The sequence below is a fragment of the Pseudomonas sp. App30 genome (genome assembly GCF_047947025.1).
Lineage (GTDB): Bacteria > Pseudomonadota > Gammaproteobacteria > Pseudomonadales > Pseudomonadaceae > Aquipseudomonas.
In genome coordinates, this window is sequence record NZ_CP133165.1 from 287,962 (window position 1) to 310,225 (window position 22,264).

21 protein-coding genes are annotated in these 22,264 nt (G+C 65.4%); 8 read left to right on the forward strand and 13 right to left on the reverse strand.

What is annotated here, in order from left to right; genetic code table 11:
- Positions 1-52: 52 nt before the first annotated feature.
- The 6 genes from fdhE to RAM80_RS01325 all read right to left on the reverse strand — a co-directional run bounded on the left by fdhE (position 53) and on the right by RAM80_RS01325 (position 7,052).
- Complete coding sequence (gene fdhE, locus RAM80_RS01300) at positions 53-979, reverse strand: formate dehydrogenase accessory protein FdhE (RefSeq protein WP_416424426.1); 927 nt, start codon at positions 977-979, stop codon at positions 53-55.
- Complete coding sequence (locus RAM80_RS01305) at positions 976-1,629, reverse strand: formate dehydrogenase subunit gamma (RefSeq protein ID WP_416424427.1); 654 nt, start codon at positions 1,627-1,629, stop codon at positions 976-978. Before RAM80_RS01305 ends, fdhE begins: the two co-directional genes overlap by 4 nt.
- Positions 1,626-2,561 (reverse strand): formate dehydrogenase subunit beta, encoded by a 936-nt coding sequence (fdxH, locus tag RAM80_RS01310; RefSeq protein WP_416424428.1) that lies wholly within the window; start codon positions 2,559-2,561, stop codon positions 1,626-1,628. Before fdxH ends, RAM80_RS01305 begins: the two co-directional genes overlap by 4 nt.
- Positions 2,562-5,627, reverse strand: a complete 3,066-nt coding sequence (gene fdnG / locus RAM80_RS01315) for a formate dehydrogenase-N subunit alpha (protein ID WP_416424429.1) — start codon at positions 5,625-5,627, stop codon at positions 2,562-2,564. It lies immediately after the preceding gene.
- Positions 5,628-5,838: 211 nt separating this feature from the next.
- Complete coding sequence (locus RAM80_RS01320; protein ID WP_416424430.1) at positions 5,839-6,564, reverse strand: anti-sigma factor family protein; 726 nt, start codon at positions 6,562-6,564, stop codon at positions 5,839-5,841.
- Positions 6,561-7,052 carry a sigma-70 family RNA polymerase sigma factor gene (locus RAM80_RS01325; protein ID WP_416424431.1) on the reverse strand — a complete coding sequence of 164 codons (492 nt, stop codon included), beginning with the start codon at positions 7,050-7,052 and terminating at the stop codon, positions 6,561-6,563. Before RAM80_RS01325 ends, RAM80_RS01320 begins: the two co-directional genes overlap by 4 nt.
- A gap of 151 nt (positions 7,053-7,203) precedes the next feature.
- Here RAM80_RS01325 and RAM80_RS01330 point away from each other — a divergent pair, with 151 nt between their 5' ends.
- The 3 genes from RAM80_RS01330 to RAM80_RS01340 all read left to right on the forward strand — a co-directional run bounded on the left by RAM80_RS01330 (position 7,204) and on the right by RAM80_RS01340 (position 8,875).
- Positions 7,204-8,187: a metallophosphoesterase family protein gene (locus tag RAM80_RS01330; RefSeq protein ID WP_416424432.1), complete on the forward strand. Its 984-nt coding sequence runs from the start codon at positions 7,204-7,206 to the stop codon at positions 8,185-8,187.
- The gene (locus RAM80_RS01335) at positions 8,184-8,492 is read left to right on the forward strand and encodes a plastocyanin/azurin family copper-binding protein (RefSeq protein WP_416424433.1); all 309 of its coding nucleotides are present in this window, start codon (positions 8,184-8,186) and stop codon (positions 8,490-8,492) included. Before RAM80_RS01330 ends, RAM80_RS01335 begins: the two co-directional genes overlap by 4 nt.
- 104 nt (positions 8,493-8,596) lie before the next feature.
- The gene (locus tag RAM80_RS01340) at positions 8,597-8,875 is read left to right on the forward strand and encodes a DUF2790 domain-containing protein (RefSeq protein ID WP_416424434.1); all 279 of its coding nucleotides are present in this window, start codon (positions 8,597-8,599) and stop codon (positions 8,873-8,875) included.
- Here RAM80_RS01340 and RAM80_RS01345 read toward each other — a convergent pair whose 3' ends face one another.
- Positions 8,876-10,156: a chloride channel protein gene (locus RAM80_RS01345; RefSeq protein WP_416424435.1), complete on the reverse strand. Its 1,281-nt coding sequence runs from the start codon at positions 10,154-10,156 to the stop codon at positions 8,876-8,878. It abuts the gene before it with no gap.
- Positions 10,157-10,421: 265 nt separating this feature from the next.
- Between RAM80_RS01345 and RAM80_RS01350 the strand changes: the two genes are divergently transcribed.
- Positions 10,422-10,559 carry a hypothetical protein gene (locus RAM80_RS01350; RefSeq protein WP_416424436.1) on the forward strand — a complete coding sequence of 46 codons (138 nt, stop codon included), beginning with the start codon at positions 10,422-10,424 and terminating at the stop codon, positions 10,557-10,559.
- A 3-nt stretch (positions 10,560-10,562) separates the two neighbouring features.
- On the opposite strand, the gene RAM80_RS01355 is transcribed toward RAM80_RS01350, so the two are convergent.
- Both RAM80_RS01355 and hemB read right to left on the reverse strand, forming a co-directional pair.
- On the reverse strand, positions 10,563-11,474 hold the full coding sequence (locus RAM80_RS01355) for a LysR family transcriptional regulator (protein ID WP_416424437.1): 912 nt from the start codon (positions 11,472-11,474) through the stop codon (positions 10,563-10,565).
- Between the two features lie 176 nt (positions 11,475-11,650).
- Positions 11,651-12,622, reverse strand: a complete 972-nt coding sequence (gene hemB / locus RAM80_RS01360; protein ID WP_416424438.1) for a porphobilinogen synthase — start codon at positions 12,620-12,622, stop codon at positions 11,651-11,653.
- A gap of 142 nt (positions 12,623-12,764) precedes the next feature.
- On the opposite strand from hemB, the gene ddlA reads away from it, so the two are divergent.
- Together ddlA and RAM80_RS01370 are read left to right on the forward strand one after the other, a co-directional pair.
- A complete protein-coding gene (gene ddlA / locus RAM80_RS01365; protein ID WP_416424439.1) occupies positions 12,765-13,856 on the forward strand; it encodes a D-alanine--D-alanine ligase in 1,092 nt (363 codons plus the stop codon).
- A 512-nt stretch (positions 13,857-14,368) separates the two neighbouring features.
- Positions 14,369-14,851 carry an REP-associated tyrosine transposase gene (locus RAM80_RS01370; RefSeq protein ID WP_416424440.1) on the forward strand — a complete coding sequence of 161 codons (483 nt, stop codon included), beginning with the start codon at positions 14,369-14,371 and terminating at the stop codon, positions 14,849-14,851.
- Here the strand turns inward: RAM80_RS01370 and RAM80_RS01375 are convergent.
- Positions 14,829-15,101, reverse strand: coding sequence for a hypothetical protein (locus RAM80_RS01375; RefSeq protein ID WP_416424441.1), 273 nt, complete (start codon positions 15,099-15,101; stop codon positions 14,829-14,831). The genes RAM80_RS01370 and RAM80_RS01375 overlap by 23 nt on opposite strands.
- 278 nt (positions 15,102-15,379) lie before the next feature.
- Between RAM80_RS01375 and RAM80_RS01380 the strand changes: the two genes are divergently transcribed.
- Positions 15,380-17,239, forward strand: coding sequence for an alkaline phosphatase family protein (locus RAM80_RS01380; RefSeq protein ID WP_416424442.1), 1,860 nt, complete (start codon positions 15,380-15,382; stop codon positions 17,237-17,239).
- A gap of 6 nt (positions 17,240-17,245) precedes the next feature.
- Here RAM80_RS01380 and RAM80_RS01385 read toward each other — a convergent pair whose 3' ends face one another.
- The 3 genes from RAM80_RS01385 to RAM80_RS01395 all read right to left on the reverse strand — a co-directional run bounded on the left by RAM80_RS01385 (position 17,246) and on the right by RAM80_RS01395 (position 21,036).
- Positions 17,246-18,121: a DUF1932 domain-containing protein gene (locus tag RAM80_RS01385; RefSeq protein ID WP_416424443.1), complete on the reverse strand. Its 876-nt coding sequence runs from the start codon at positions 18,119-18,121 to the stop codon at positions 17,246-17,248.
- On the reverse strand, positions 18,118-19,419 hold the full coding sequence (locus RAM80_RS01390; protein ID WP_416424444.1) for a cation:dicarboxylate symporter family transporter: 1,302 nt from the start codon (positions 19,417-19,419) through the stop codon (positions 18,118-18,120). Before RAM80_RS01390 ends, RAM80_RS01385 begins: the two co-directional genes overlap by 4 nt.
- Positions 19,420-19,551: 132 nt before the next feature.
- Entirely contained in the window at positions 19,552-21,036 is a 1,485-nt protein-coding gene (locus tag RAM80_RS01395; RefSeq protein WP_416424445.1) for an NCS1 family nucleobase:cation symporter-1, read from the reverse strand.
- A 297-nt stretch (positions 21,037-21,333) separates the two neighbouring features.
- Here RAM80_RS01395 and dkgB point away from each other — a divergent pair, with 297 nt between their 5' ends.
- The gene (gene dkgB, locus RAM80_RS01400; RefSeq protein WP_416424446.1) at positions 21,334-22,137 is read left to right on the forward strand and encodes a 2,5-didehydrogluconate reductase DkgB; all 804 of its coding nucleotides are present in this window, start codon (positions 21,334-21,336) and stop codon (positions 22,135-22,137) included.
- Positions 22,138-22,264 lie beyond the last annotated feature (127 nt).

Sequence of the window (22,264 nt, forward strand, 5' to 3'; positions counted from 1 at the left end):
GCGATGCAGACGACGCCATTTCAAGACAGTTGCTGCTACGGGAAATGCCGCGTCAGGACGCGCCGGGGGACAGCAGCAGGTTTGGCGCCTGGCGCTGGTAGCCTTCTTCGTCCAGGCGCAGGTCCAGCGGCAGGCTGGCAAGGTCCGCCGACAACGCTTCGGCGTCGGCGTCGTGCTCCAGGTACAGCAGCTTGAGGTAGCTGCCGCAATGGGGGCAGGTTTCGGCGCGCAGCGGTGCCGTGCCCGGGGCGTGGCGGTCGGTGGCAAGGCTGGTGTATTGCAGGCCCTGGCTTTTCTCGCAGTAGATGCACTTGACCCGCACCGCGTGCCATTCGCAGGCGCACAGCGAGCACACCAGATAGCGCAGGCCGTTGTACGCGCCGCGGTGGCGGATGACCCCGGCCATGGCCGGCGAGCCGCAGGCCGGGCACTGGTTCAGGTGCGGGCCGGGCGTGAGCGCCATGCCCGGCATGTCCAGCAGCCAGTGGGTCCACGCAGCCTGCAGGGCCGCGCCCAGGAACGGCGCCACGGCAGCAGGCACCGCGCTGTATTGCCCGCTCAGCAGGCCCAGGGCCCAGACCTTGCGCTGGTCAGTGCTGGCCCCTTCCAATTGCAGCAACGCCTGCTGCACCGCGGGTTGCGCCGGCGGCGAATAACGCAGCAGCAAGGCGTCCAGCCACGGCTGCCAGGCCCCTTCGCGCACCAGGCTGTCGAACACCAGCGGCGGCAGGCCGTGCTGGTGGCACATCTGCAGGCGCTCGGGCGCAGGCGTCGGTGCTGCCGGTGGGTGGTCGAGCAGGCTCTGCTGCACCTGGCACAGGTCGCCCGCCAGGTTCAGGTACTCGCCCAGCGCGTGCCCGGCCGCCAGGCTGTGCAAGCGCGCGGCGCGGTGGCTGAACAGCCCCGCCGGCGGCAGGCTGAACAACGGCGGCGTGCTGCTGGAGGCGGCTATGTGTTGCGGTTCGAGAATCCTGCTCAAGGTTTGCTCCTGGGGGGATGATCGGTGACCTTGTCGCCGGTCACCTCGCGGTACCACAACGCGTGGTGCTTGCGCGCCCACGCCCGGCTGACCCAGCCATGCAGCATGGCGTCCACCGAACCCTTGATCCAGATACCGGCGTAGATATGCACGATGATGCTGGTCACCAGCACGAAGGCGGCCGCGGCATGGGCCAGCACCGCCAGGCGGATGGTGGTGATGCCGAACCACTGGCTGAAGTACACCCGCCAGATCACCACGCCACTCAACAGTAGCACCAGCATGCAGGCCAGCAAGGTCCAGAACAGCAGCTTTTGCCCCGGGTTGTACTTGCCGATGGGCGGCACGCCCTCCTCTTCGTTGAGCATCACCCGGTCGATGCGCTTGAGCCACAGCTTGTCGTTGTGGATGAAAAAGTTGGCGCGCCAGAAGCGAATCACCAGGCCCATGAACAGCACGAACATGGCCACGCCCATGAACGGGTGCAGGATGCGCGTCCACGGCCCGCCGCCGAACAGGTTGCTGAGCCAGAACAGCGCCGGGTGGAACAGCGCCAGGCCCGACAGCCCGGCCATGAAGAACAGGATCGCCACCAGCCAATGGTTGGTGCGCTGGTTGGCGGTGTAGCGCAGGATCTGCTTGGGCATCATGGCCGGTCCTCCCCGCGGGGGTCGTAGGTGTGCACCGCCGGGTCGACCTGGTGCACGGCCGGGTCGGCATGCGGTTCTTCATCCTCTTCGGTGAGTTGCGGGCCCACGCGCACGTAGTGGAAGAACCCGGCCAGCACCGCAGCCCCCATGGCCAGCAGCGCCAAGGGCTTGGTCACGCCCTTCCACAGCCCCACCAGCGGGCTGATGGTGGGCTGGTTGGGCAGGCCTGCGTACAGCGCGGGCTGGTCGGCATGGTGCAGCACGTACATCACGTGGGTGCCGCCGACGCCGTCCGGGTCATACAGGCCGGCCTGGTCAAAGCCGCGGCTTTTCAGGTCGACGATACGCTCGGCGGCATGCTCCTTCATGTCGGCCTTGGTGCCGAAGACGATGGCGCCCGTGGGGCAGGTTTTCACGCAGGCCGGCTCAAGGCCCACCGCCACCCGGTCCGAACACAGCGTGCACTTGTAGGCCTTGTGGTCCTTTTGCGAGATGCGCGGGATGTTGAACGGGCAACCGGTGATGCAATAGCCGCAGCCGATGCAGTGGTCCTGGTTGAAATCGACGATGCCGTTGGCGTGCTTGATGATGGCCCCGGGGCTGGGGCAGGCCTTCAGGCAACCGGGGTCGGCGCAGTGCATGCAGCCGTCCTTGCGGATCAGCCACTCGAGGTTGCCGCTGGCGGTGTTTTCGTGTTCGGTGAAGCGCATCACCGTCCAGCTTTCCGCCGTGAGGTCCATGGGGTTGTCGTAGGTGCCGTGGTTGTGCCCCACCTCGTCGCGCAGCTCGTTCCACTCCGAGCACGCCACCTGGCAGGCCTTGCAGCCGATGCACTTGGTGGTGTCGATGAGCTTGGCCACCTCCTCCAGCTGGCGCACCGACGAAGGCGGCGTGGTGGTGGCCGACTGCGCGAGAATGTCTTGAATGGCCATCTAGATTTTCTCCACGTTGACCAGGAACGACTTGGATTCCGGGGTCTGCGAATTGCCATCGCCCAGGAACGGCACCAGGGTGTTGGTGAGGAAGCCGTGGCGCGTCACCCCGGTGAAGCCCCAGTGCAGCGGGATGCCGATGTGGTGCACCACCTGGCCGTTCACCTGCAGCGGCCGGATGCGCTTGGTCACCACCGCCACCGCCTCGATGAAGCCGCGCTTGCAACTGACGCGCACGCGGTCGCCGGCCGCAATGCCCTTCTCGCCCGCCAGCACCTCGCCGATCTCCACGAACTGCTCGGGCTGGGCAATGGCGTTGAGGCGGCAGTGCTTGCTCCAGAAGTGGAAGTGCTCGGTGAGCCGGTAGCTGGTGGCCGCGTACGGGAAGTCCTTGGCCTGGCCCAGCGAGTCCCACACCGAGTCGAAGATGCGCGCCGCCGGGTTGCTGACCACCTGTTTGTTGCCCGGGTGCAGCGGGTTGATGCCGATGGGCGTCTCGAACGGCTCGTAATGCTCGGGGAATGGCCCCTCGTTCATCTTGTCCACGGCGAAGAAACGCGCCACGCCCTCGGGGTTCATGATGAACGGGTTCATGCCCGCTTCCGGCGGCACGTCGGCCTTGTAGTCGGGCACGTCAGTGCCGCCCCAGCTCTTGCCGTTCCACCAGATCAAGCGTTTTTTCTCATCCCAGGGCTTGCCCGCAGGGTCGGCCGAGGCGCGGTTGTAAAGGATGCGCCGGTTCATAGGCCACGCCCAGGCCCAGCCCAGGTGCTGCTTCATGCCGTAGGGGTCGCTGTTGTCGCGCCGGGCCATCTGGTTGCCCTGCTCGGTCCAGCTGCCGCAGAAAATCCAGCAGCCCGAGGCGGTGCTGCCGTCGTCCTTGAGCTGGGCGAAACCGGCCAGCTGGCTGCCGCCCTTGACGGCCGCGCCGGTGGCGTCGGTGAAGTCCACCACCGCCGCGCCATTGAGCTCCTTGGCCAGCTCTTCGGGCGACGGCTCGTCGGGGACCTTGTACGGCCACGACAGCTTCAGCAGCGGCTCGGCATACGCGCCGCCGTGAGCCTGGTACATGGCCTTCAGGCGCATGTACAGCGCGCTCATGATCGACACGTCGGTGCGCACCTCGCCCGGCCCGTCGGCGCCTTTCCAGTGCCATTGCAGCCAGCGGCTGCTGTTGACCAGCGAGCCGTCCTCCTCGGCGAAACAGGTGGTGGGCAGGCGGATGACCTCGGTCTGGATGGCGCCGGTGTCGACGTCGTTGAACGGCCCCACCTTCTCCCAGAACTGCGAGGTCTCGGTGGCCAGTGGGTCCATCACCACCAGCCATTTCAGCTTGGCCAGGGCCTTCATCACCCGGTTCTTGTCGGGCAACGCGGCAATGGGGTTGAAGCCTTGGCAGATGTAGCCGTTTACCTTGCCCTGGCCCATCAGGTCGAACATTTTCAGGATGTCGTAGTTGGGAATGTCCAGCTTCGGCAGCCAGTCGTAGCCCCAGTGGTTGTCGGCCGTGGCGTTGGCGCCGTACCACGACTTCATCAGGCTGACGTGGAACTTGCTGTAGTTCTGCCAGTAGGACAACTGCCCCGGCCGCAGTGGCTTCTGGGTGCGCTTGGTGATGAAGGCGTCGTAATCCTGCTCGGCGTCCAGCCCCAGGGTGAGGTAGCCCGGCAGGGAGTTGGACAGCAGCCCCAGGTCGGTCAGCCCCTGGATATTGGAGTGCCCGCGCAAAGCGTTGACGCCGCCGCCGGGCATGCCGACGTTGCCCAGCAGCAGCTGCACCATGGCCGCGCTGCGGATGATCTGCGAGCCGATGGAGTGCTGGGTCCAGCCCAGGGCGTAGAGGATGGTCATGGTCTTGCCGGGCACCGCGCAGGTGGCAATCTCGTCCCAGACCTTGCGCATGGCGTCCATGGGCATGCCGCAGGTCTGGCTGGCCAGTTCCAGGGTGTAGCGGCTGTAGTGCTGCTTCATCAGCTGGTACACGCAGCGCGGGTCCTGCAGCGTCGGGTCGACCTTGGCGAAGCCATCGTCGCCCAGCTCGTAGCCCCAGGTGGACTTGTCGGTGTAGGTGCGCTTGGCCGCGTCGTAGCCGGTGAACAGCCCATCTTCGAAGCCGAAGCCGGCCTTGACGATAAACGACACGTCGGTGTAATTGCGCACGTATTCGTGCTGGATCTTGTCCTCGGTGAGCAGGAAATTGATCAGCCCGCCCATGAAGGCGATGTCGCTGCCGGTGCGAATCGGCGCGTAGTAGTCGGCCACCGAAGCCGTGCGGGTAAAGCGTGGGTCCACCACGATCAGCCGCGCCTGGTTGTGCGCCTTGGCTTCGGTCACCCATTTGAAACCGCACGGGTGCGCCTCGGCCGCGTTGCCGCCCATCACCAGAATCAGGTTGGCGTTGCCTATGTCGGTCCATGTGTTGGTCATGGCACCGCGGCCGTACGTCGGGGCAAGACTTGCCACCGTCGGGCCGTGTCAGACACGCGCCTGGTTATCGAACCCCAGCATGCCCAGGCTGCGCACCACCTTATGGGTGAGGTAGCCTGCTTCGTTAGACGCAGCCGACGCTGCGAGGAAACCCGTGGTAACCCAGCGGTTCACCGTCTGGCCCTTGTCATTCTTCTCGACGAAATTGGCGTCGCGGTCGGCCTTCATCAGCGCCGCCACGCGGTCCAGCGCCTCGTCCCAGCTCACCCGCGTCCACTCGTTGCTGCCGGGCTTGCGCACCTGCGGGTATTGCAGGCGGTCGGGGCTATGAATGAAGTCCAGCAGGCCGGCGCCCTTGGGGCACAGCGTGCCGCGGTTCACCGGGTGGTCGGCGTCGCCTTCGATGTGAATGATGTTCTGCGCAACGTTCTTCGCCGCGTCGCCCTGGCTGTACATGATCAACCCGCAGCCCACCGAGCAGTACGGGCAGGTGTTGCGGGTCTCTTTGGTGTGGGCCAGTTTGAAATGCCGAACCTGCTCGGCAAACGCCGGCGCCGGCGCCATGCCCAGCGCGCCGATGCTGGCGCCGGCCAGGCCGATGCCGGCGACCTTGAAGAACTGACGACGGTTGAGGTCCATCGTGCAACTCCTGGTTTTGGGGGTGTCAGGGTTAACGATAGACCCGGAAACGGCTGCCGGCGTTGCCGCCGGTCACTCCCTGCCTACACGCGAAATGCGCTTCGCCGGTAGCGCCGGATAGCCGACGAGAACACGTAGCAGCTGCCGAAGGCTGCGTCAGCGGTGTATCAGTTAACTACGCGTTGGGCCCGGACGCCGCCTGCGGCAGCTGCTACGGGGAGAGCAGTTGCGCCAGGTGCTGCAGTTCGGCGGGTTCAACGTCGGAGACGGCGATGAATTGCATGTGGTTTTGCCGCCAGGTCACCAGGTTGAAGCCACGGCTGCTGAGGGCCTGGCGCGCGTTGTCGGGCTGCGCGCTGGGCATCACGAACAGGTTGATGGTGTGCTGCCCGTGACCATAGGTGAGCGCGGCCGCCGTCTGGTGCTGCAGGTAGTCCAGCCGGCCGCCCAGCAGCGGGAAGCCTTGCGCGGCGAAGTCGGTGACCGGCGGCGCGAAGTCCAGCTTGCCGGTGAACCAGGGCTTGACGGTGTGGCGGTCGGAGGACACCACGTCGTTGAGGTGCTGGCCCATCAGCGACCGCACGTGGCTGGAGACGGCTTCGTCGACAAGGTCGGGCGCGGTGCTGGGCGTGTGGATGTACAGCACCAGTGCCAGGGCCAGCATGGCCGCCGAGGCCAGCGGCGCGAACCACTGCCGCCAGGGTTTGGCGGCAACTGGCGCGTCCATGTCGCGCAGCAATACCTTCAGGTCGCCCGGCACGGCGAAGCGTGGCGCAGTGGTTTGCACGCTGGCCACCCAGCGTGTCAGCTCGGCCATTTGCCGCGCACAGTCAGGGCACTGCGCCAGGTGCGCCTGCACGCTGTCACGCTCCTGGGGCGCCAGTTCCTGGTCCACATAGGCCGTCAACAACGCCTGGCACGCCCTGTGGTCGATCATGGCTGCAGCCCCTGCAAGTGCACGCGCAACGCTGCCCGCGCGCGGGCCAGCCGCGACATCACGGTGCCGATGGGCACGCCCGTCACCTGGGCGATGTCCTTGTACGGCAGGCCTTCCAGGTCTTTCAACACGATGACCTCCCGGTACCCAGGCGCCAGCGCCTGCAGGGCTTGTTGCAGCAAATGGGCGTGTTCGGCCTGCATGGCCATGCCCTCGGGGTTCAGCGCCGCCTCGTCACTGATGTCGTCGTCCATGGCCACCCACGGCGTGTGCGCGGCCAGGCGCAGCCAGCTCATGCTCTCGTTGCGCACGATGCTCAGGAACCAGGCGCGCGGGTTTGCGCCGTCGAAGCTGTCCAGGTACTTGAAGGCGCGGTAGGCGCTTTCCTGCACCACGTCGTGGGCGGCTGCGTCGCTGGCGGTCAGCCAGCGTGCCAGGTTGTAGGCCGCTGGCAGGTGCGGGGCGAACAAGGCTTCGAAGCGCTTCATGGCGGCTTTTGACCTGACCTGTGTGAAGTAACCGCCAAGGGCACGGTTTTATTCCCGCAAAAATAAAAAAAATGTGCGGAATAAAGCCCACCCCTGCCCCGTTTAGATGACTGTCAGCCACCCCGGCTGCAGCCTGCGACGGAGCCTTGCCATGACCACCCGACACCCTACCCGGCACCCCCGCACCGACAGCTTAGCCGCCTACGCCCCCTCGCGCCGCGAGTTGCTCAAATGCTCGGCCTGGGCCGGCGCGGGCGTGGTGTGGGCGCTGAGCGGCGGCATCCCCCGTGCCTTTGCCCTCGACAGCAGCGGCCAGCCTTCTGACCCCAAGGCGCTGGCCACGGGCTTTCAGTTCGTGCAGCTGAGCGACTCGCACATCGGCTTCAACAAGGAGGCCAACCCCGAGCCGCTGAAAACCCTGCAAATCGCCATCGACAAGGTCATCGCCCTGCCCGTGCGCCCGGCGTTGATTCTGCACACCGGCGACATTACCCACCTGTCGCGGCCGGACGAGTTCGATCTGGCCGACCAGGCTTTCAAGGCCCTGCCCGCCACGGTGCACTACGTGCCCGGCGAGCATGACACCCTGGACGAAGGCGGCGGCAAGTTGTACCTGCAGCGCTACGGCAAAGGCACCCAGGGCAACGGCTGGTACAGCTTCGACGACCACGGCGTGCACTTCATCGCGCTGGTGAACGTGTTCAACTTCCAGGCCGGCCACGAGGCCACCCTGGGCAGCGACCAGCTGGCCTGGCTGGCCGACGACCTGCGCGCGGTAAGCAAGAGCACGCCGGTGGTGGTGTACACGCACATCCCGCTGTGGACCATCTACCAGCCCTGGGGCTGGGGCACCGAGGACGGCGCCCAGGCCATCGCCCTGCTGCGCGACTACGGTTCGGTGACGGTGCTCAACGGCCACATCCACCAGGTGATCCAGAAGGTGGAAGGCAACATCACCTTCCACACCGCGCGCGGCACCGCCTACCCGCAACCGGCGCCGGGCGCGGCGCCCAACCCCGGGCCCATGACCGTGGCCGCCGACCAGTTGCGCAACTACCTGGGCCTGACCGAGGTGCGCGCCACCCAGGGCGACCACCCGCTGGCGTTGCTCGACGCCACCCTGGTGACGTCATGAAACCCTGGCTGTTGTTGGCGCTGCTGCTGGCCGGCAGCGCCCAGGCCGCCGAGGTGCGCATCGACATCAAGGGCTTCATGTTCGACCCACAGCCGCTGCAGATAGCCACCGGCACCACGGTGACCTGGGTCAACCACGACCCCATCCCGCATACGGTGGCGGAGAGTGGGCATCTGTTCAGGTCGGGGGCGCTGGATACCGATGACACCTTTTCCTGGACCTTTACCACGGCGGGTACGTTCCAGTATTTCTGCACGGTGCACCCGCAGATGGTGGGCACGATTCATGTGGTGCCCAGTACGTAGGCGTCGACATCACTTTCACTGATGCCCGATATCGACACCCTCCATTTCAACCCCGGCATGGCGCCTTCGTAGAATAGCGCCATACCCGAATGGAGGGCCTTGATATGAAATACCTGATCGCACTCGCGCTGTCCGTACTGGCCGCGTTCAGCTCCTTCACCCACGCCGCTGAAGCGGCGCCGGTGCAGGCCGCCGTGCAAACCCAGGCCAGCGCTGGCTATGACTACTCCCAGGACCTGGACATTGCCAAGGTGGTGCGCATGAACACCGCGCCTGGCAACCAGTGTGGCCCGGTGCAAGGCCACATGACCTACATCGACAGCAAGGGCGTGCAGCACGAGCTGAACTACACCCGCCTGGGCGACAGCTGCGACAAGGGCTGATCAGCGCGCCGCCAGCCGCGCACACAAGCGGCTGACGCACACCGAGCCCACCACCGCCAGGATGATCGGCACCAGGAAGTCGTGCTCGATTCGGGTGAATTCCACCACCAGCACAATGGCTGTGAGCGGCATGCTCATGGAGGACGACAGGAACGCCGCCGCACCGACAATGGCGAACGCACCCAGCGGCACGCCGGGCCACAGCAGGTTCCAGGCGCCGCCCAGTATCACGGCCAGCAAGGCCCCGCAGGCCAGCGCCGGGGTCAGCAAGCCGCCTTCGGCACCGGCACGCAGGCTGCTGCTGGTGACCACTAGTTTGGCCAGCAGCAAGATCGCCGCCAGGCCAATCGTGAGTTGATCGTCGAAGCCCAGCTGCGCCGGGCCCTTGCCGTTGCCCAGCACCTGCGGCAGGTAGATGGCCAGGCAGCCGATGAGGGTGAAGTTGATCAGCGACAGCAGCGGCAATTGCCAGCCCCGCGCGGCGCGCCCGCGGGCGGCGCCGGTCAAGCGCGTGAAACCGTAGGCCGCCAGGCCGAACAACGGCCCGCACAGTACGGCCCAGGTGATCAAGCCAGGGCTGACGACGAACGCAGGCACCGTGTACTGCGCCTCCGCACCCAGCCCCAGCCAGGCCACTGATGCGCCGATGGCCGAGGTGGTCAAGGCAATGATTGCCTCCCGCCAGGCAAACTTTGCCAACAACACTTCCAGCACGAACATCGCACCGCCCAGCGGCACGTTGTACACCGCCGCCAGGCCCGCGCCGGCGCCGCAGGCGATCATCAGCCGGCGGGTGTCACTGTCCAGGCCGCTCCAGCGCGAAAGGCGGTCGGCGATCAGCGAGCCCAGTTCGCGGGGCGCCACTTCGCGGCCCAGGGGCGAGCCCAGGGCCACGGTGATGATCTGCAGCAGCACGTGCACCAGGGTGGCCTTGCCGGGCATGCGCGCCTCGGCAGTGCTGACGGCTTTTTTGATGCTGACCAGGGGTTTGCCAAAGCGGTACAGCAGGTACCAGCCCAGCCCCGCGACCAGGCCGCACAGCGCCAGGGCAGCCACACGGCGCTCGGGCGCAGCGGCGGTTACGCCGAACAGGAAGCTTTCATGGCCCACCAGGTGGTCCTGGCTGTAGCCGTAGGCCAGGTGCTGGATACCGTGCAGCAGCAACGCCAGCAGCATGCCGCCCAGGCCGGCGCCAACGCCGGTGAGCAGTACCACGAAAACCAGCGCGGCGGTGGCACGCACCGGGGAACGGGTGGCCAGGGGTGTTTCAGGCAACGACATGCAGGGCTCCAGCCGTGTAGGGATGGCGTTGATGGTAGCGGGCGCGGGGGTGGGCGCCTATGGCTGGGGCGGTGATTGGGAGCTGGGCGGTATGGGTTGTCCTTTGTTCGGCGTCAGGGCTTGGACGCAGCCTGCGGCAGCTGCTACGGGAACGGAGGGCGATTGTTACCTGATTTGGAAAACAGACTTACGACCTGCGACCTAGCGTCGCACCCTAGCCGTTGGTAGAGTAGCGCCGGATTGAAAGAACCTGTAAGGAACGCCCATGCTTCGTCTCGTCGCCTACGCACTGCTGCTGTTGATTTCGTGCGGCATTGCCGTCGATCATCGCCGCGAGTACCGCCGCGGTCAGGCCCGTCGCCGGGCGCTGGTGGCTTCGCAGCACACCCGCGCCCAAGACTGACGCCTACTGCAACGACGCCTGCCCACCCGGCAATACCGCCCGCAGATGGCTGATCAGCACTTTGATCTTGGCATCCAGGTAGCGCCGGTTGGTGTACACCGCATAGACGTTCAGGCACTGCAACCGATACTGCGGCAACACCCGCACCAGGCTGCCATTGTCGATGCCCTTCTGGGCCGAGAACACCGGCAGCGAGCCTATCCCCATCCCCGACTCGATCGCCTCGATCATGGCATCGCCCATGTTCACCTGGAACGCCGACGGCCCCAGGGTGATGCGCTGTACGTCCTCGTCCCCATGAAACTCCCACTGGTTGCTGGCACTGCTGGGGTTCACCAGCCGCAGGCACTCGTGGCGCTGCAACGCCTGGGGCGTGGCCGGCGCGCCATGGCGGGCGATGTAGTCGGGTGAGGCGCACAGCACGCTGTAGGACTGGCCGATGCGCTGGCTGACGTAGCCCGAGTCGGGCAGTTGCGGGGCCAGCACGATGGCGACGTCGATGCCCTCCTCGATCAGGTCCGGCATGCGGTTGGCCATGGTCAGCTCGAAGCTGACGTCGGGGTATTGCTGGCGGTAGTCGGCGATGGCCGGCACCACGTAGTGGCGGCCCACGCCCATCATCGAATGCACGCGCAGGCGGCCGCTGGGGCGCAGCTGGGTGTCACCGGCTTCGACTTCGGCTTCGTCGACGTGGGCGATGATCTGTTCGCAGCGGGCCAGGTAGCGCTGGCCCACTTCAGTGAGGGCGACGTGGCGGGTGCTGCGGTTCAGCAGCCGGGCGCGCAGGTGCGTCTCCAGCGCGGCGACGCTGCGCGAGACGGTGGCCACGGCCACGTTCAGTTGTTTGGCGGCATGGCTGAAACTGCCAGCCTCGGCGACGCAGACGAAGGTGCGCATGTTTTGCAGAGTGTCCATCGAATGCCTCTTGGATGGTGAAGCTGCAATTGTCACACACAGATGCGGAATGATTATTCCGCAGGATGAAAAGGCTATTCGCCCGGAACGCAAAAGCGTGGGAGCTGGCTTGCCAGCGAGCTTTCAAGGGCTGAAAAGCTCGCTGGCAAGCCAGCTCCCACAGGGACCTCAACGGATCAGATGCCGTCGCGGGCGATGTCCATGGCGAAGTAGGTGAAGATCAGGTCGGCACCGGCGCGCTTGATGGCGCCCAGGCTTTCACGCACCACGCGGGCTTCGTCGATGGCACCGGCCTGGGCACCGAACTTGATCATGGCGTATTCGCCACTCACCTGGTAGGCGGTCAGCGGCAGGCGCGAGGCTTCGCGGATGTCGCGGATGATGTCCAGGTACGCACCGGCCGGCTTGACCATGATGGCGTCAGCGCCTTCCTGCTCGTCCATCAGCGACTCGCGCACGGCTTCGCGGCGGTTCATCGGGTTCATCTGGTAGGCCTTGCGGTCACCCTTGAGCGCCGAGCCGCCGGCTTCGCGGAACGGGCCGTACAGGGCCGAGGCGAACTTGGTGGAATAGGCCATGATCGAGGTGTCGATGAAGCCCGCCTCGTCCAGGGCGCTGCGGATAGCCTGCACTTGCCCGTCCATGGCCGCCGACGGCGAGATGAAGTCGGCACCGGCGCGGGCGGCGGCAACGGCCTGCTTGCCCAGGTTGCGCAAGGTGGCGTCGTTGTCCACGCCGTGGTCGCACAGCACGCCGCAGTGGCCGTGGGAGGTGTACTCGCAGAAACAGGTGTCGGCCATCACGATCATTTCCGGCACGGCGTCCTTGCAGATGCGCGCCATGCGCGACACCAGGCCGTTTTCCTGCCAGGTGTCGCTGCCGTCGGCATCCAGCTTGTGCGACACGCCGAAGGTCATCACCGACTTGATGCCGGCGCGGGCGTAGCGCTCGATCTCGCCGGCAAGCTTCGATTCGGGAATGCGCATCACGCCCGGCATGCTGGTGATGGGCACGAAGTCATCGATCTCTTCCTCGACGAAAATCGGCAGCACCAGGTCGTCCAGGCTGAACTCGGTTTCCTGGAACAGCGAACGGAGGTTCTCGGAACGCCGCAGGCGCCGTGGACGAGCGATAGGGAACTGGGACATCGGAAATCCTGTGTTGAAGATGACAATTCAGTGCGTCAGATTATGCCTGTCCGGCGTTGAGGACAAATCGGCTTTGACAATGCATTCTTGCAGCTATTGTAACAGTGCCTGCCAGGGCCTCGCATTCATCAAGGGAACCATCATGGCCAAGCTGCGCGTAGGGGTAATTTTCGGGGGCCGTTCGGCCGAGCATGAGGTGTCGCTGCAGTCGGCGCGCAACATCGTCGAGGCGCTGGACCGCGAGCGCTTCGAGCCAGTGCTGATCGGCATTGACAAGGACGGCCAGTGGCACCTCAACGATGCCTCCAATTACCTGCTGAACCAGGAAGACCCGGCGCTGATCGCCCTCAACCGCTCCAACCGCGAACTGGCCCTGGTGCCTGGCAAGGCCCAGCACCAACTGGTGGAAACCGGCGCCTCGGCCTTGGCGCACATCGACGTGATTTTCCCGGTGGTGCACGGCACCCAGGGCGAGGACGGCTGCCTGCAGGGCCTGCTGCGCATGGCCGACCTGCCCTTCGTGGGCTCGGACGTGCTGGGCTCGGCGGTGTGCATGGACAAGGACGTCAGCAAGCGCCTGCTGCGCGACGCGGGCCTGGCCATCACCCCCTTCATTAGCCTCAACCGCGCCACCGCCCGCCGCCGCGATTTCGCCCAAGTGCAGGCCGAGCTCGGCCTGCCGCTGTTCGTCAAGCCGGCGAACCTGGGCTCGTCGGTGGGCGTGAGCAAGGTCGAGGACGAGGCCGGCTACTGGCAGGCCGTGGAACTGGCGCTGGCCTTCGATGAGAAAGTGCTGGTGGAAGCCGCGGTCAAGGGCCGCGAAATCGAATGCGCCGTGCTGGGCAACGACGAGCCGCTGGCCAGCGGCTGCGGCGAGATCGTGGTCAAGGGCGGCTTCTATTCCTACGACAGCAAATACATCGACGGCGATGCCGCCCAGGTGCTGGTGCCGGCGGACATCCCCGCAGCGGCCAGCGAGCGCATCCGCGGGCTGGCGGTGGAAGCGTTCCAGGTGCTGGGCTGCAGCGGCCTGGCGCGGGTGGACGTGTTCCTGACCGACAGCGGCGAGGTGATCATCAACGAGCTCAACACCCTGCCCGGCTTCACCCGCATCAGCATGTACCCGCAGCTGTGGCTGGCGGCGGGTATGACGTATACCGAGCTGGTGAGCCGGTTGATTGAATTGGCGTTGGAGCGGCATGGGCAGCGCAGTGGGTTGAAGTCGAGCCGGTAGGAGCCACGGGGCGGCCATCCGCCTTGGTCGCAATGCATACACCGCGAATGAACCTGCCGCGCAATCAGCGTCGTGGCCATCGCGGCCAAGGCCGGCTCCTACCGCCGACCGTGGTAGGAGCCGACCTTGGTCGCGATACAGCCCCCGCGAATGAACCTGCCATGCAATCGGCGTCGCGGCCATCGCGGCCAAGGCCGGCTCCTAACGCCCACCGGGTAGGAGCCGACCTTGGTCGCGATGCACACACCGCAAATGAACCTGCCATGCAACCGGCGTCGTGGCCATCGCGGCCAAGGCCGGCTCCTACCGCCGACCGTGGTAGGAGCCGACCTTGGTCGCGATGCACGCACCGCGAATCAATCGGTCATGCAATCAGCGTCGTCGCCAACCGCCAACCGGCGTAGGGGCAGCCACCGCGAATCGCCGAGCCGGCAATAATCGGAAGCTATTTCAACCCCCCGCGACGCGCCCGTATGCACTAGGTTTGGGTTTTGCCAAGGAGGCACTCCCCCATGCACAAATCACCCAACCTGCGGAACGGTCGCTTCTCGGAATTGAATCGCGTTTACCTGTTGACCACGGTCACTCTCGATCGCAAGACGCTTTTCACGCACCCGCACCTTGCACGCCCGGTGATCGATGCAATCAAAACAGCCGAGCGCGAGCAAGCCGTACGCACCCTCTGCTGGGTACTGATGCCTGATCACCTACATTGGCTGGCAGAGCTGCGCCAAGGCACCCTGGCTGGGCTGATGGGGCGCCTTAAGTCTCGATCAACGCTTGGTATCAATCGGGCTGGCGGCACCTCGGGCCCCGTCTGGCAACAGGGTTATCACGACCATGCCCTGCGCCAGGAAGAGGATCTCATGCGCATGGCCCGTTATGTGGTCGCCAATCCGATTCGCGCAGGGATCGTGGCGTGGCCTGCCGACTACCCGTTCTGGGACGCGTGCTGGCGCACCGGAGGCGCGCTTAAAGCACCTGCTGGTCAGTAATCATCGACTGCACAATAAAGTCTTTCTGCGCAGGGGTCAGGGTGTCCCAGATGTGAGTTTTGCCGTACAGCCCCAGGCCGCCGATGATGTACAGCACCAGGGCGCAGATGATGGCGATGGAGGTGGCGGTCCAGCGGCCTTCGTCGTGCTCTTCGTGGGCGCCCTGCAGTTCGGCGCGCGGGCTGACGGAGGTGCCGCTGAACAGGCGGCGGAACGTTTGCAACAGGAAAAGCAGGACCAGGCGCAACATGGGTTTTCAGTCTCTCTAAAAGGTACAGGGGGGCGCAGTCCGTGCGCGGCTGTGAATCAAAAAGCGGAAACGAAAAAGCCCGTCGCATGGACGGGCTTTTTTATAAGAAGGAAGGAGGCGTGCTCCTGCGGCTCTGTTGGCCGAATGCTGGCGATTTTACATGTACTATTTGGTTAATTCCACATCTGCCTGCCAGTGCACGACAGACGGTCAGTCATCGTACAACTAAGCCTGAACCCCCGTGATCTATGCTGGTTGTTCCACCCGGAGCAGCCGTCATGACGACCCAAGTCTACCTGATCAACAACCTCGATTCGGCGCTGGCCACGACCACAGTGGTCAGCCCCGCGCTCAGCGCTGCCGACTGGGGCGTGAACAACACCCAGCTGCCACCCCTGCTGCACCAGCCGGTGTGGTGGATGAACCGCGACGAAGGGATCACCGACGGCCACACCTGGCTCTTCACCAGCACCCTGACCCTGGGCAACGTAGCGGTGCAATTGCAGGCGCAATTGACCGGCACCTTTGCCGGCAGCACGATCCTGATCCGCATCAGCGCTGGCGGGAACAGTACCCCATGGTCCGGCGACGCCAATGTCAGCCTCGACTTCCCAGGCCAGGACAACCGCCACTACAGCATCACCGGCACCTACCAGGGCCAGGGCCTGGGCTACGACAACGTGCAATTCTCCATCGGCCAGCGGGCGCTGGCGCAAATCGACCACGTGATCGTGATGATGATGGAAAACCGCTCGTTCGATAACGTGCTGGGCTACCTCTACAGCCCCACACACCCGCCTGCGCTTAACATTCCACCGGCGGCCAACGCCGATTTCCGCGGGCTGGCCTACAGCCCCGCCAGCAATACCGCGCCGGGTGTCAACGGCGGCAAGCCGCTGGCGGCGTGCTGCGGTGCCAGCGGCTGGACGGTGCCCACGCCCGACCCGGGCGAGGAGTTCGACCACGTCAGCGCCCAGGTCGCGAACAACATGGGCGGGTTCCTCAAGGATTACGCCAGCCTGCCCAGCACACCCACCGATACCGGCCAGATCATGCAAAGCTATAGCCCTGCGCAGTTGCCGGTGTTGTCGAAGCTGGCCAGGGCCTTTGCCGTCAGCGACGCCTGGCACGCCTCGGTGCCCAGCCAGACCTGGCCCAACCGCAGTTTCCTGCTGACCGGCTCGTCGTTCGGCCAGGTCAACAATGACCATTGGCCGTGGAAGCTGACCACGGTGTTCGACGTGCTGGGCAGCCAGAATATCGACTGGAAGGTCTATAACGCCGGCACCCTGCCCTCCCTGGTCAAGACGTTGTTCGCCGAGAACTACTTCGACAACACGCACAACTTCGGCAAGCTGGACGAGTTCCAGCACGCCGTGAGCCAAGGCACGTTGCCGCCGCTGACCTTCCTGGAACCCAGCTTCGGCCTCTCGGAAAACCTGGGGCATGACCGCAGCTACCACCCGCCCTACGACGTGCGCCCGGCCGAACTGCTGCTGGCCCAGGTCTACGAGATGATCGCCAGCAGCCCCAAGGTGGATCGCACCTTGTTCGTGCTGCTGTTCGACGAACATGGCGGGACGTTCGACCACGTGCAACCACCTTGCGGTGCGCAGCCGCCGCTGCCCTATGCCACGGCGCCAACCGATGGCCAGCCGTTCGCCTTCGACCGCTTCGGCGTGCGCGTGCCAGCCATTGTGATGTCTTCCTACACGCCCCAGGGCGCCGTGTTCCGCAGTGCCACGGGAGTGCCGTTCGACCACACCTCGGTGCTGGCCACGGTGCGCGACTGGCTGGGCCTGCAAACCGCGTTCAAACAACAGCTGCCCAGCCCGCGCATTGCCGCGGCGCCGACCCTGGCGCCGGTGTTGCCGCTCACCCAGCCCAGGCCCTGGCCCTCGCTGAAGGCAGAAATCGCTCAGTTGCAAGCGGCCGTGGCCGGCCTGGCAGCGCAGCCGATGCCTGACGCCACGCCGCTGCACGACCAACAACGCGCGGTGCTGATGATGGCCAACATCGAGGCCAGCGGCCGTGCGCCACGGCCCCAGGACTGGCAGGCGGCCAAGGCCCAGTTGCGCACCCTGGGGGATGCCCGGCGCCTGCACTCGGCCTTGGCGCCGTTCCTGCCCAAGCAGTGAGCTGCGTCAGTCGATCAGCGCATCCACCAACCGCGTCCAATCAAACGGCACCGTATCGGCATAGGTCATACCCTGCGCCGCCATGCGCTCCACCAACCCACGCTGGGTAGCGACAATGGCCAAGCTCATGTTCGGCGCCACGCCGACATCGGCCGCGGTCTTGGCCACCTCTTCCATCTCCTCGGCACGCCGGCGGCCATGCTCGGCCACGCGGCTGATCAGGTAATGCGGCAGCTCGGCGTCCCAGCCCATGTTGGGGAAGCTTTTGTGCAGCGACGCCAGCACCGCGTCCTCGGCGCCATATTGCCGGGCGGTGGACAGGCACTCGGTGGTCAGCGCCTCCAGGCCCTTGATCATCACGCTGCGGCACATCTTGATGGCGGAGGCCACGCCGACGTCTTCGGCGACCACGCGCACATTGAAATCCAACGGCGCCAACCAGCCGGCCACTTCCTCGGCGCGCTCGCCGCCGAGCAGGATCGGCGTCTGCAGCCGTTGCGGTGGCACCGGCGCCATCACCGCTGCGTCGATGTAGCTGCCGCCGGCAGCCGTGATGGCCGCGCAGGCGCTGCGCTTGGTGTTGGGCGCCACCGAGTTGATGTCCATGAACACCTGCCCCGGCGCGATCAGCGTGGCCACCTGCTCGGCCACGCCCAGGGCGGAGCCGGCGGTGACAGCGCTGATGATCAGGTCGGCGCCGGCAATGGCTTCGGCGGCCGTATTACACAGGGCCACGCCACTGGCCGTGGCCTTGGCGCGCAGGGCCTCGCCCAGGCGGTCACAGGCGCGAACGGCCAGGCCCTGGGCCGCCAGGTCGTGGCCAAGAATACCGCCGGCTTCACCGAAACCGATCAGGGCAATGCGAAGGCTGTGGTCTGTCATTTTGAGCTCTCTGGCAAAGTGGCAACGGGCGCCGTGGCGGCGCGTTCAGGGGCAGCGAGGTAGGCGTCGAAGCGCTGGCGGTCGAAGAGTTTTTCCCAGCGGCAGATCACAAACACCGCCACGCTGTTGCCGATGACGTTGGTGGTGGAGGTGGCGATGGCCAGCACCCGGTCGATGCCGAACAGCAAGCCCACGGCGCCCATGGGCAGCACGCGCACGGTCTGCAGGGTGGCGGCCAGCTTGATCACCGCGCCGCCCGCCGAGCCGGCGCCGCCCTTGGAGGTCAGCAGCATCACCGCCAGCAGGCTGAGCTGCTGGCCCCAGGACAACGAGGTGTCGGTGGCCTGGGCCAGGAAGCCCAGGCCGCAAGCCATGTACAGGCAGGCGCCGTCAATGTTGAAGCTGTAGCCGGCGGGCAGCACGAAGCCCACCACTGCCTCGTCGCAGCCGGCCTGCTTGAGCTTGTCCACCAAGCGCGGGAACGCCGCTTCGCTGGAGGCGGTGCCCATGGCGATGATCGCTTCTTCCTTGATCACCCGCAGAATCTTCAGCAGCGAGAACCCCGCCAGTGCCGCGACACTGCCCAAAATCAGGAAGATGAATATCAGCACGCTGGCGTAGTAGGTCAGCACGTAGCGCAGCAGGTACAGCAGGGTCGAATGCCCATAGCTGCCCACGGCCGCCGCCATGGCGCCGAACGCGCCCAAGGGCGACAGGCGCATGATGTAGCCCAGCAGCTTGAAGATCACCACCTGCCCTTCATTGAGCAGGCGCAGGCCCACCCAGTCGGGCTTGGCGCATTGGGCCAGGGCCACGCCCACCAGCACCGAGACGAACAGCACCGGCAGAATCTCGCCATCGACGAAGGCCGCGCCCAGGGTGCGCGGGATGATCGACAGCATGAAGTGGCTGAGGCTGAAACTGTCGGCCGCCAGGGCGGCGGTCTGCCCGGCCGCCTCGCCGGTCAGGGTGTCGGCCATGTGCAGGTGCAGGCCGTCACCGGGCCGCACCAGCGACACCACCACGAAGCCGGTGAGCATGGCCAGGGTGCTGACCACTTCGAAATACACCAGGGTCTTGATGCCAATACGGCCCAGGCGGCGGAAATCGCCAATGTGGGCGATGCCGTGGACCACGGTGAAGAAGATGATCGGCCCCAGCAGCATCTTCAACAGGGCGATGAACGCCGTGCCCAGGGGCTTCATCTGCACGGCGGTGTCAGGTGCCAGCAGCCCCAGGGCGATGGCCAGGGCCATGGCAATGAGCACCTGGACATATAGCTTGCCAAGCCATTTCATGGGTGTACCTCGTTGTTGTTTTTATGTCTCCCGAGGTTTGCATGGATGGATTTTGTTGGGGAAATGCGTTCGTTTGAGGGGGGCATGCGTTTTGTTTATGCCATTTGACTCCTGGCCGCCTCTGTCGGGAGTTTACGGGGTCGCCACTACCACGGCGGACGGCTCACGAATTTTGCACAAGCCGTAATACAACACGCCACCCAACGCCGAACCGGTGAACCAGCCATAGTCATAAAACCAGCTGAACGCCGAGCTTCCCAGCGACAGCAGTGTCAACACCGCAGGCACCCCGAACGCCACGAACCCGCGCCAATGCCACGCCGGATATACGCCATCCTTGTACAGCCCGGCCAGGTCCAGTTGCTGTTTGCGGATCAGGAAATAGTCCACCACCATGATCCCGGCAATCGGCCCCAGCAGGCTCGAATAGCCCAACAGCCAGTTCGAGAACACTTTCTCAAGGCTGACGTCCGAGACAATCCAGCCAAGTTTCTTCAGCAACTCATGCCCCATCAGCAATAGCCCCACCACGCCGGTCAGCAACACCGCGCGGGTACGGCCGATTAGCTTGGGCGCCAGGTTCTGGAAATCATTGGTGGGCGAGACGATGTTGGCCGCCGTGTTGGTAGACAACGTGGCAACGATGATCAGCGCCATGGCCACCGCCACCCAGGCGGGACTCTTGATGTGGCCGATGAGGCTGACCGGGTCGGACACCATCTCGCCCACCAGCGACACCGAGGCGGCGGTCATGACCACGCCCAGGGAGGCGAACAGGAACATGGTCAGCGGTAACCCGAGGATCTGGCCGACAACTTGCGCCTTCTGGCTCTTGGCGTAGCGGCTGAAGTCGGGAATATTCAGTGACAGCGTTGCCCAGAAGCCGACCATGGCGGTGAGCCCGGCGCAGAAATAGCTGACAACGCTGGCGCCCTCCGGCCGCTTGGGCGGCTGTGCCAATAGCTCGGTGAGGGATATGTTCGGCAAGGCCCACACCAGCAGGCCGACGCCCACCAACACCAATAGCGGCGCCGACAGGGTCTCCAACCACTTGATGGACTCGGCGCCGCGGATGACCACCCACAGGTTGAGGCACCAGAACAGCAGGAAGCCGATCACCTCGCCAGTGCCGCCCAGGGCCTTCCAGCCTTCGAACACCGAGCCCAGGAACAGGTGAATGGCCAGGCCGCCGAACAGCGTCTGGATGCCGAACCAGCCGCAGGCCACCAGGGCGCGGATCAGGCACGGCACGTTGGAACCCATGACCCCGAACGAGGCGCGCAGCAACACCGGGAAGGGAATGCCATATTTAGTGCCGGCGAAAGCATTGAGGGTCAGGGGCACCAGCACAATGATGTTGGCCAACAGTATGGCAAGCAGCGCCTCCCCTACCGTCAGGCCGAAATAGGCGGTGAGGACCCCGCCAAGGGTATAGGTCGGCACGCAGATGGACATGCCAACCCACAACGCGGTGATGTGCCATTGGTTCCAGGTACGCTCATGAACCTTGGTGGGTGCGATATCGGCGTTGTAGCGGGGGCTGTCCAGCACATCGGTGCCGGCGTGCAGCTCAAACAGGCCGTCACGCTCGGTGACGGTGGATTGGGTGGGGTGCATGGCCGCGTCCTTGAAGGGTTGTTGTGACGCCATGGGCTATCAATTACCGTGCCGTGCACAGGCACCCTGTCCCACACCCGCTGCAAGCTCCTGATGCCACTGGCATTATTTTCAGAGGTTGGACATGGCACGGTTGCTGTCCGATCGGTCAGGACTCGTATTGGTGCGCCGTCACCGGCGTGCGCACGTATTCGTGACCGCTACGCAAATATCAAATGCCGCAGCCACTCTGTTTCCCTGCCGGGATGGATTCGATACTGGGCGCCTACCTTCTATCACTGTCACAGGAAACGCCCCATGAGCATCCCCGCCTTCGGCCTCGGCACCTTCCGCCTCAAAGACCAGGTTGTCATCGACGTGGTGCGCACCGCGCTGGAACTGGGCTACCGCACCGTCGACACCGCGCAGATCTACGGCAACGAGGCCGAGATCGGCCAGGCCATCGCCGACAGCCAGGTGCCCCGCGACGAACTGTTCATCACCACCAAGATCTGGGTCGACAATTTCGCCGCCGACAAGCTGATTCCCAGCCTGCGCGAGAGCCTGGCCAAGTTGCGCACCGACCATGTGGACCTGACCCTGATCCACTGGCCATCGCCGAAAAACGCCGTGGCCGTGAGCGAGTTCATGACCGCCCTGGCCGAAGCCAAGGCGCTCGGGCTGACCCGCCAGATCGGCGTGTCGAACTTCACCATCGACCTGATGCAACAAGCCATCGCCGTAGTCGGTGCCGGCGAGATCGCCACCAACCAGATCGAGTTGCACCCCTACCTGCAGAACCGCAAGGTGGCCGAGTTCGCCCGCAGCCAGGGCATCCAGGTCACCTCGTACATGACCCTGGCCTACGGCAAGGTCATCAATGACCCGGTAATCGCCGCCATCGCCGCACGCCACCAGGCCACCACCGCCCAGGTCACCCTGGCGTGGGCCATGCAGCTGGGCTATGCGGTGATCCCCTCTTCCACCCGCCGCGACAACCTGGCCAGCAACCTGGCCGCCGTGGGCCTGCGCCTGAGCGACGCCGACATGGCCGAGATCGCCGCCCTGGACCGCGGCGAACGCCTGACCAGCCCCGCCAGCGTCGCCCCCCACTGGGATTGACCCCGCTGCCCCGTAGCAGCGGCCGCAGGCCGCGTCCCGGAGCAACACAGGACCGCCACCGGACGCAGCCTTCGGCAGCTGCTACGCGAATCTGTAGCCGCTGCCGCAGGCTGCGCAGGCCTTCAGC